Genomic DNA, 7,486 nt, shown 5'->3' on the forward strand with positions numbered 1-7,486 from the left:
TCCGGTCGTGGTACGGCGCTGTTCAGGCGAGTACGGCGACCGCTCGCCACCAGTCCCGCAGTGCTGGCTCCATCCGCACCGCGCTGCGGGTGATCCAGTCATCGGGTTCGTGATGTTCCCTGCCGTACTCGATGACCTCCAGGACGCCGTCCGCCACCTCCGGCGGGTTGTCCCGGTAGGCGTCGACGTACGCCACCATGGCCTCCGGCACCTGTCCCGTTTCGGCAAGGACGTCGGCGAGGACCGCGCAGGAGTTGCACCACAGCGTGAAGTCGGTACGGGCCAGAAGGGCCGCTTCCCCCGCTCCGGCGTGCAGGGCGACCCACGAGATGAATTCGGTGAACCGCCGTACAGCCTCCAGCCGGGGCTCCCGGCGCATCCGGTCGACCGACATCCCCAACGCGGGCGCCAGGCCGGTCACCATGCGTTGACGAGCCTTCATCAGCTCGCCCGTGACGAAGGAAAAGAATCCGCCAGGGACCTCGTGCGGGAACCGAGAGATCAGCAGTCCATAGGCGGTGAACTCCGCTTCTTGTGACTGAAACTCCGCCAGTGCGAAGCTCCGCAGATGTCCTTCCTCGATCATCCCCTCCCGAGCCAGTGACAGGAACTCATTGGCACTGAGGTGATCGGGAATGTTCGTTCCCACGCGGTCGATGAACTCGGTGGCAGGCAAGAGAAAGACCCCCTCGAAGGGAAGATCGCGGTTGGCAGCAGGGACAGCAGATAGAAAACCATAGGTGGATCTGGCCAGCAGGCACCACGTTTTCGGCGTGACACCTGAGCGTCCTGCTCGCACGACCAAGAATTGCCCTTGAGGACGGAAGAGGCAAGCGGATTCGATTATTCCGATCCCCATCCCCTTCTCGCTCGATCACTCGAGCCCCGCACCGGAACAGCGAGACTGGGCATCTGAGCTGCGCAAACCACTTCTTTCCCACCCGCATCTTCGCAGAGCAAAGGGAGAGAAAAAATCTATGGGTGCCCGAATTCAATTTGACACAGATTTCACACGGGACACTCCCGCATCTCACCGAACCACTTCCTCACCCCTGACGCCCGCGAGAGTCGATTTGCAACGAATGACATGGGAGGGGCTTCAACCATGCTCCAGCCTCCGAAACTTTCAGGACAATTTCAGGTCACCGATTTCACCGGTCTCCACGTGCAACGATCCATGGAATGTAACGAACCTCTTCCAGCCTGACCGCAGTGCTTGGCTGCTGGGCTGATCCATGAGCGGCTGGACGGGCACTGGTTAGCGGGGTGCTGGTGGCGTGGTCTGCACCCCGATACCGGAGAGACGAGAGACTCGTTCAGCAGATCAGCAGGCGATGGACCGATCCCACATCAAGATCCGCGCCCTCATCGGACAAGTTGTGGCCCCTTCAAGTCCTGGAGGCTCCTTCGCAGGTTCCACTGGTCAACAACTCACGTCATCAGCCTCGCCCAGGTCCTCCTCACCCTGCATCTGGCCAGGCCAGATCGATGATGGAGAAGGCTGAATGCCAGCAGCGTGCACGGAGGCGGTTGACAGGTAGTGACAGCGTTCAGCGGCGGTGGCGGGCCCAGGCGATGGCGGCAAGGAGGGTGAGGGTGCGCAGGGCGCGGCGGATGCGGTCATCAGCGCGGTCGTCCAGGGCCCGTCTGGCGAATGATCACCGAGAGTGTGCGTGCTCGGTCCAATTGCCTTGCCGTCCTGACGCCGGCCAGTGATTCTGGGCAGGTGCCAGGGCAGGGGAAAAGAAGGCGGCGGCAAGGGGACGCGGCAGCGGCTTGCTGCTCGCACCGCGCCGAATGTGGGGCAGTAGGGAGTGGTCGTTGAGACTCCGGACCAGGCGGAGATGCGTACGAGGTTGCGCCGTCTTCGGGAAGCCGGAGTCAGCGGGGAGATGATCCGGATCGACACGCTGTGCGGGCGCCAGGGGCTACCGACCACCTACCGGCTGAGCCGTTTAGTGACGGACCGCGCGCGAGAGCACGAGCACTCTGATTCATTGACCTTGTGGCTGGTCGAGGCGAGTTGACGGACGCGGCGTGGAAGCGAATGGAGCCCCTGTTGCCGCGGGTGGATGGACGTGGTCGTCCGTGGCGTGATCACCGGCAGGTGGTCAATGGGGTGCTGTGGCGGCTGCGGACCGGGGCTCCGTGGCTCGATCTGCCCGAGCCGTACGGACCCTGGCAGACCGTCTACAAGCGGTTCGCCCGCTGGGAAGCGGATGGGACCTGAGCGAAGCTGCACGCCGGCGGCGCCCGCAAGAAAGGGGGGCCGCAGAGGGGAACGAACTGGAAGATCTGGGCCGCTCGCAGACGCGCCAGGCCCTCGATCGGTCCCGGGGCGGGCTGACCACCAAGCTCCACCTCGCCGTCGACGGCCGTGGCCTGCCCCTGTCTCTTGTGCTCACGCCCGGCAACGTCAATGACGCCACCGCCTTCGGCCAGGTCCTCGACGGGATCCGCGTTCCGAGAGTCGGCACCGGCCGCCCGCGCAGGGCACCGACCCGAGTCCTGGGCGACAAGGCCTACTCCAGCCGGGCGATCCGGCACCTGCTGCGGCGCCGCGGCATCGCCGTCACGATCCCCGAGCGCCGCGACCAAGCGGCCAACCACCAACGCCGAGGGAGCCTGGGCGGCCGGCCAGCCGCCTTCGACGAGGAGGTCTACCGCGAGCGCAACGTGGTCGAACGATACTTCGCACACCTCAAGCAGTTCCGCGCGATCGCGACCAGATTCGACAAGCTCACCGACCGCTACCGTGCCGAAGCCGTTCTGGCCTCGCTGATCCTCCGGCCCATGGAACCCCGCCGCTGACCTGCGCAGAAGTGTGATCCGGGGCCGGTCCCGCCGGACGGGAAGGCATCACCAGATCTTCACAGCAGCGCCCGCCAGACGGGCCGCCGGATGAGCACGCGACAGTAAGCCACCGGTGTGTGCACCCCCCGCGCATGACCATCACCAGGTACGGAGAACCTTGTCCCTCTGCCGCACGCCGCTGCTCTTGAACGTGTCCAAGGTGCGCTCCGTGCAGTTCGACTTCCCCACCGCTGAACGCGTCACCGGGCGCCGCTGCCCCAGCTGCCAGACGGCCCAGCCCGAGCAGTGGACGAAGGTGATGCAAGGCCACTACGGCGACGCATGACGGTGCCGTGCGAATACTGCGCCACGACTTCGCGAGCCCCACCCACCACGACTGAGCACCACGTCACCGACGCCCTTCAACACGAACATCCACTACCGCCCCCGGCCGACCGGCCGAGGGCTTCGTGCGTCCTGGAGGAGTTCGCCGTGCCCACGTACAAGACCCTGGCGCGCTTCACCACCAACCTGGACCGCCTCACCCCGGAACAACGCCTCAAGTTCCGCCAGACCGTGGCGGCCTTCGTCGAGGACCCGCGCGCCGGAGGGCGCTTCCGCGCCGGCCTGCGCATCAAGGGCGTGCGCTCCGCACGGGCGTCTACGAGCTGACCTGGGCGCCGGACGGGCGCGTGACGTGGTGCTACGGCCGGGCACGAATAGCCGGGGACCGGCACATCGTGTGGCGCCGGATCGGGACCCACAGCATCTTTGGCGGACCTTGAGACAGAGTGCACCCACGACGAAGGGGGCGACCCCCGTACGGGAGGGCCGCCCCAATCTAGGGCTTGTCGGCAGGAGCGTTTCCGGTGGAAACGGCTGCTTTAGAGGTCGTTTTCGCCCGATGCTTCATCCCGAGATCAGGTGGCAGGGCGAACTCGGAGCCCGTCGGCAATCGTCGACACGTAGGTGGCGAGAAGCCGATCGAGCTCCTCGTCGGTAACGCCAAGGGCGCCCGGGCGCCAGGCGAGAGAGAGCAGTCCGTTAACAGTGGCCAGGAAAACGGCAGCAAGGTCATCGGGGTCGAGGTCGCGACGAATGTCCCCGGTTGCGATTCCGTCGCGAATCGCCGAGGCGAGCTTGGCGTTCTGCGTTTGGGTCAGCTCAACGATCCGGTCGATGGCGGACGGCTCCTCGGGGGGCTCGACGAGGATGCGGAACTCGTGCGGACGCTCGCGGGCGAATCGGGCATAGGCCGCTGTTGCCAGGAGGAGCCGCTCCTCGGGCGTGCCGGGCGCGGCGTAAGCCGCGTCCATGTAGGCCCTGCTTTCTTCCATCGCCTGTTCCGCGACCGCAGTGAGCAGTGCGGAGCGTCCACCCACCCGGTTGTAGATCGTCTGAACCGCTACGTCTGCTCGTTCGGCGACCGCCTCCAGCGTCAGGGCGTCCGCACCTGAGTCGGCCACGATTTCGCGCGCCGCATCGATGACCGCACGCCGGTTCACCGCGGCTTTCCTCTGTGCCCGGGTGATCTCGGGATCCGTCTCCGCCACACTCACAAGATTGACTATAACGTAGAACATAGTTGGGATCACTTCCAACATTGGATGATGTTCCATTAAGGTCGCTCCATGACTCGCTCAGATGTGACCTTCTTCTCCGGTAACGAGACCTGTGCGGCCTGGCTCGACGAACCCGCCAACGTGTCCAGCGCACCGGGTCCGATCATCGTGATGGCCCACGGCCTGGGCGGGGTGAAGGAGATGCGGCTCGACGCCTTCGCCGAGCGGTTCTCAGCGGCCGGCTACCGGTGCCTGGTGTTCGACTACCGTCACTTCGGCGCCAGCAGCGGTGAGCCGCGGCAGCTCCTGGACGTCGACCGGCAGCTCGAGGACTGGCGAGCCGCCATCGCGTACGCACGGGGCTTGGAGGATGTCGACCCGGAGCGGGTTGTCATCTGGGGTACGTCGTTCGGCGGTGGCCACGTAATCCATACGGCAGCCCGCGACCACCGGCTGGCAGCGGTGATCTCGCAGTGCCCCTTCACCGACGGCCTGGCATCCTCCCTGGCGATCCCCCCGGTCACCTCGGTCAAGGTCACCGCCCTCGCCGTGCGCGACCGGCTCGGCGCCCTGCGGGGCCGGGAGCCGATCATGGTCCCAAGCTACGGCCCGCCCGGATCCACAGCCCTCATGACCTCAGCGGACTCGGCCCCCGGCGTCGAGGCCATCACCCCGCAAGGCCAGGGGATTCGCTCCGACGTCGCAGCCCGCTTCGCGCTCGACATCATCCGCTACTTTCCCGGACGCGACGCACGCAAGATCACCTGCCCAGCCCACTTCGCCATCTGCGAGGTCGACACCGTCGCCCCCAGCCGCGCGACCCTGCGCCACGTCAAGAAGGCACCCCTCGGCGAGGTCCACCTGCAGCGCGGTGGCCACTTCGAGATCTACGTCGGTGAGGACTTCGAGTCCAACATCGCCCAGCAACTCGCCTTTCTCGCCCGCCACGTGCCCGTCAACGCCTGACCCGCACCCCGTCAAGGAGAACCACGCATGCCTCGCTACGACCTCACCGGCCGTACCGTCCTCATCACCGGGTCGACCGGTGGCCTCGGCTCCGGCCTGGCGGCCGAGCTCCGCCGCCGCGGCGCCAACCTGGCCCTGCTCGACCTCGATACCGACCGCACCACGCAGCAGGCAGCAGAGCTCGGTGGCGACACCGTGGCCCGTGGCTGGGCGGTCGACGTTCGTGACCTCGACAGCGTCCGCTCGGCCACCGACGCCGCGGCAGCCCACTTCGGACGCCTCGACGTGGTCATCGCCAACGCCGGCATCGGCGAGGCCATCGCCCCGATGACCGACCTGAGTTCCAAGGAATGGGAACGCACCGTCGACATCAACCTCAACGGCGTCTGGCGCACCTTCACCGCGGCACTCCCCCATGTCACCAAGGAGCGCGGTCACCTGCTCGCGATCTCCTCCTTGGCAGCCTTTGTCCACGCACCTCTCCAGGGCGGCTACACGGCCAGCAAGGCGGGCGTCTGGGCACTCTGCGACACCTTGCGACTCGAAGTCGCCCACACCGGCGTCACCGTCGGCAGCGCCCACCCCACATTTTTCAAAACCCCGCTGATGGACGGCGTGATGGCCCAGCCCGCCTCGATGCGGATCTGGAACAACCACACCGGCATGTGGAAGCTCATCCCGATCGAGACCGTCGTCAACGAGATCGTCCGCGGCATCGAACGCCGCGCCGCCCACGTCGTCGCCCCCCGCAGCAACCAGCTCGCCGCCTACATCCCCGGCGTCATCCAGACCGTCGCCGACCGGATGCAGTTCCGGCACAAGACCGTCCAAGAAGCCCTCGCGGCCGCCCAGTAGGCCTGACCGCAATCTCCTACCAGCCCCAGGAGCAACACCAAAGACCAACTACAACCTCAACGACAAGATCCTCCTTGTCACCAGCGCCGCCAGTGGCATCGGCGCCGCCAGCACACGAGCCCTGATCGATGCCGGCACCAACGTCGCCCTCATCGACCTGCACCAGGCCGCAGTCGACAAGGTGGCCGCCGACCTCGGCCCGAACGCGTTCGCGCTGGCCGCCGACGTCACCCACCTGCAGGCTATGCAGACCACCGTCACCAAGGTCGTCGACCGGTTCGGCACCCTCGATGTCTGCTTCGCCAACGCCGACATCGCCGCCTCGAAACCCACCACGATCAACGGCAGCTCGGTGGAGGAGTTCGAGCGGATCATCGAGGTCGACCTGCTCGGCGTGTGGCGCACCGTGAAGGCCAGCCTGCCCGCGGTCACGGTCGCGAACGGACACGTCCTGATCACCTCCTCGACCTACGCCTTCTTCGATGGCGCCGGCAACGCGCCATACGCCGCTTCCAAGGCCGACGCCGAGGCCTTCGATCGCGCCCTGCGTGGCGAACTCGCAGCCACGAGCACCACCGCACGCGTGCTCTATTGCGGCTGGGTCGACACCCCCATCATCGCCGCCTCTCACACCGCCGCGATCATCCTCAACGCCGACCACTACGGATCCAGCACCGAGAAGTTCCACCAGCATCTCCAGAATAACGAGTTGGTGCGTGATAGCGGGTGGGCATGCTCTGATGGTGGAAGGCACGGTGGATCGTTCGGTCCTGGCACATCCGTTGTTCACAGGTGTCTCAAGGAGTCATCTGTCCTCGCTGATCACGGAGTTGGCTCGACCGTGGGTGGTCGCTGTCGAAGGCCGCCGGCACCAGGCTCGAGGAGGGGCCAGGAAGCGGGCGCCGGGAGCCGGTGCCAGGCATCGGCTGGTGTTCGTGGACCGGCTGGTGGCCACCCTCATTCACCTGCGTCACGACCTCCCGCACGCGGTCCTGGCCCTTCTTTACGAAGTGGACCGTTCCACCATGACCCGGGCGGTCGGTGAGGTGCGCCGTCTGTTGGCCGGGAGAGGTTTTGCCGTCCCGGAACGGCCCGGACTGCGGCTGCGGACTCTGGAAGACGTCTTCGCCTACGCCCAGGCCGAGGGGGTCCGGTTGCGGCTGGACGCCACCGAGGTCCAGGTCCGCAGGCCCACCGCGGGCCGGGGCGGGCGGAGGGCGTTCGTGTCGGGCAAGAAGAAGCAGAACACGATGAAGGCCACCGTCATCGCCGACCACCACGGCCGCACCCTGTGGACCGACGCCCTGCGG

7 protein-coding genes and 2 pseudogenes are annotated in these 7,486 nt (G+C 66.6%); 7 read left to right on the top strand and 2 right to left on the bottom strand.

What is annotated here, in order from left to right:
* Positions 1-22: 22 nt before the first annotated feature.
* Entirely contained in the window at positions 23-676 is a 654-nt protein-coding gene (locus ACIQKA_RS34150) for a hypothetical protein (RefSeq protein WP_402543309.1), read from the bottom strand.
* Between the two features lie 1,329 nt (positions 677-2,005).
* Between ACIQKA_RS34150 and ACIQKA_RS34155 the strand changes: the two are divergent.
* From ACIQKA_RS34155 to ACIQKA_RS34165, 3 genes and pseudogenes are all read left to right on the top strand, one after another.
* Positions 2,006-2,811: pseudogene (locus ACIQKA_RS34155) on the top strand (IS5 family transposase).
* Positions 2,812-2,998: 187 nt separating this feature from the next.
* A complete protein-coding gene (locus ACIQKA_RS34160) occupies positions 2,999-3,139 on the top strand; it encodes a hypothetical protein (protein WP_402543310.1) in 141 nt (46 codons plus the stop codon).
* Positions 3,140-3,285: 146 nt separating this feature from the next.
* Positions 3,286-3,465, top strand: coding sequence for a hypothetical protein (locus tag ACIQKA_RS34165; protein ID WP_402543311.1), 180 nt, complete (start codon positions 3,286-3,288; stop codon positions 3,463-3,465).
* Positions 3,466-3,713: 248 nt separating this feature from the next.
* On the opposite strand, the gene ACIQKA_RS34170 is transcribed toward ACIQKA_RS34165, so the two are convergent.
* Positions 3,714-4,397 (bottom strand): TetR/AcrR family transcriptional regulator, encoded by a 684-nt coding sequence (locus ACIQKA_RS34170; RefSeq protein WP_402543312.1) that lies wholly within the window; start codon positions 4,395-4,397, stop codon positions 3,714-3,716.
* 27 nt (positions 4,398-4,424) lie between these two features.
* Here ACIQKA_RS34170 and ACIQKA_RS34175 point away from each other — a divergent pair, with 27 nt between their 5' ends.
* From ACIQKA_RS34175 to ACIQKA_RS34190, 4 genes and pseudogenes are all read left to right on the top strand, one after another.
* On the top strand, positions 4,425-5,321 hold the full coding sequence (locus tag ACIQKA_RS34175; protein ID WP_402543313.1) for an alpha/beta hydrolase: 897 nt from the start codon (positions 4,425-4,427) through the stop codon (positions 5,319-5,321).
* Positions 5,322-5,348: 27 nt separating this feature from the next.
* On the top strand, positions 5,349-6,176 hold the full coding sequence (locus ACIQKA_RS34180) for an SDR family NAD(P)-dependent oxidoreductase (RefSeq protein WP_402543314.1): 828 nt from the start codon (positions 5,349-5,351) through the stop codon (positions 6,174-6,176).
* A gap of 124 nt (positions 6,177-6,300) precedes the next feature.
* Positions 6,301-6,750 (top strand): annotated as a pseudogene (locus ACIQKA_RS34185) (SDR family NAD(P)-dependent oxidoreductase); the annotation flags it as partial.
* Positions 6,751-6,916: 166 nt separating this feature from the next.
* On the top strand, positions 6,917-7,486 hold a 570-nt coding region (locus tag ACIQKA_RS34190; protein WP_402543315.1), incomplete at its 3' end, for a transposase family protein.

The organism is Streptomyces sp. NPDC092045, from assembly GCF_044756005.1.
Lineage (GTDB): Bacteria > Actinomycetota > Actinomycetes > Streptomycetales > Streptomycetaceae > Streptomyces.

Coding starts and splice junctions, on each gene's coding strand:
- ACIQKA_RS34180 (WP_402543314.1), top strand. CDS start 5,349: ATGCCTCGCTACGACCTCACCGGCCGTACCGTCCTCATCACCGGGTCG.
- ACIQKA_RS34170 (WP_402543312.1), bottom strand. CDS start 4,397: ATGTTGGAAGTGATCCCAACTATGTTCTACGTTATAGTCAATCTTGTG.
- ACIQKA_RS34175 (WP_402543313.1), top strand. CDS start 4,425: ATGACTCGCTCAGATGTGACCTTCTTCTCCGGTAACGAGACCTGTGCG.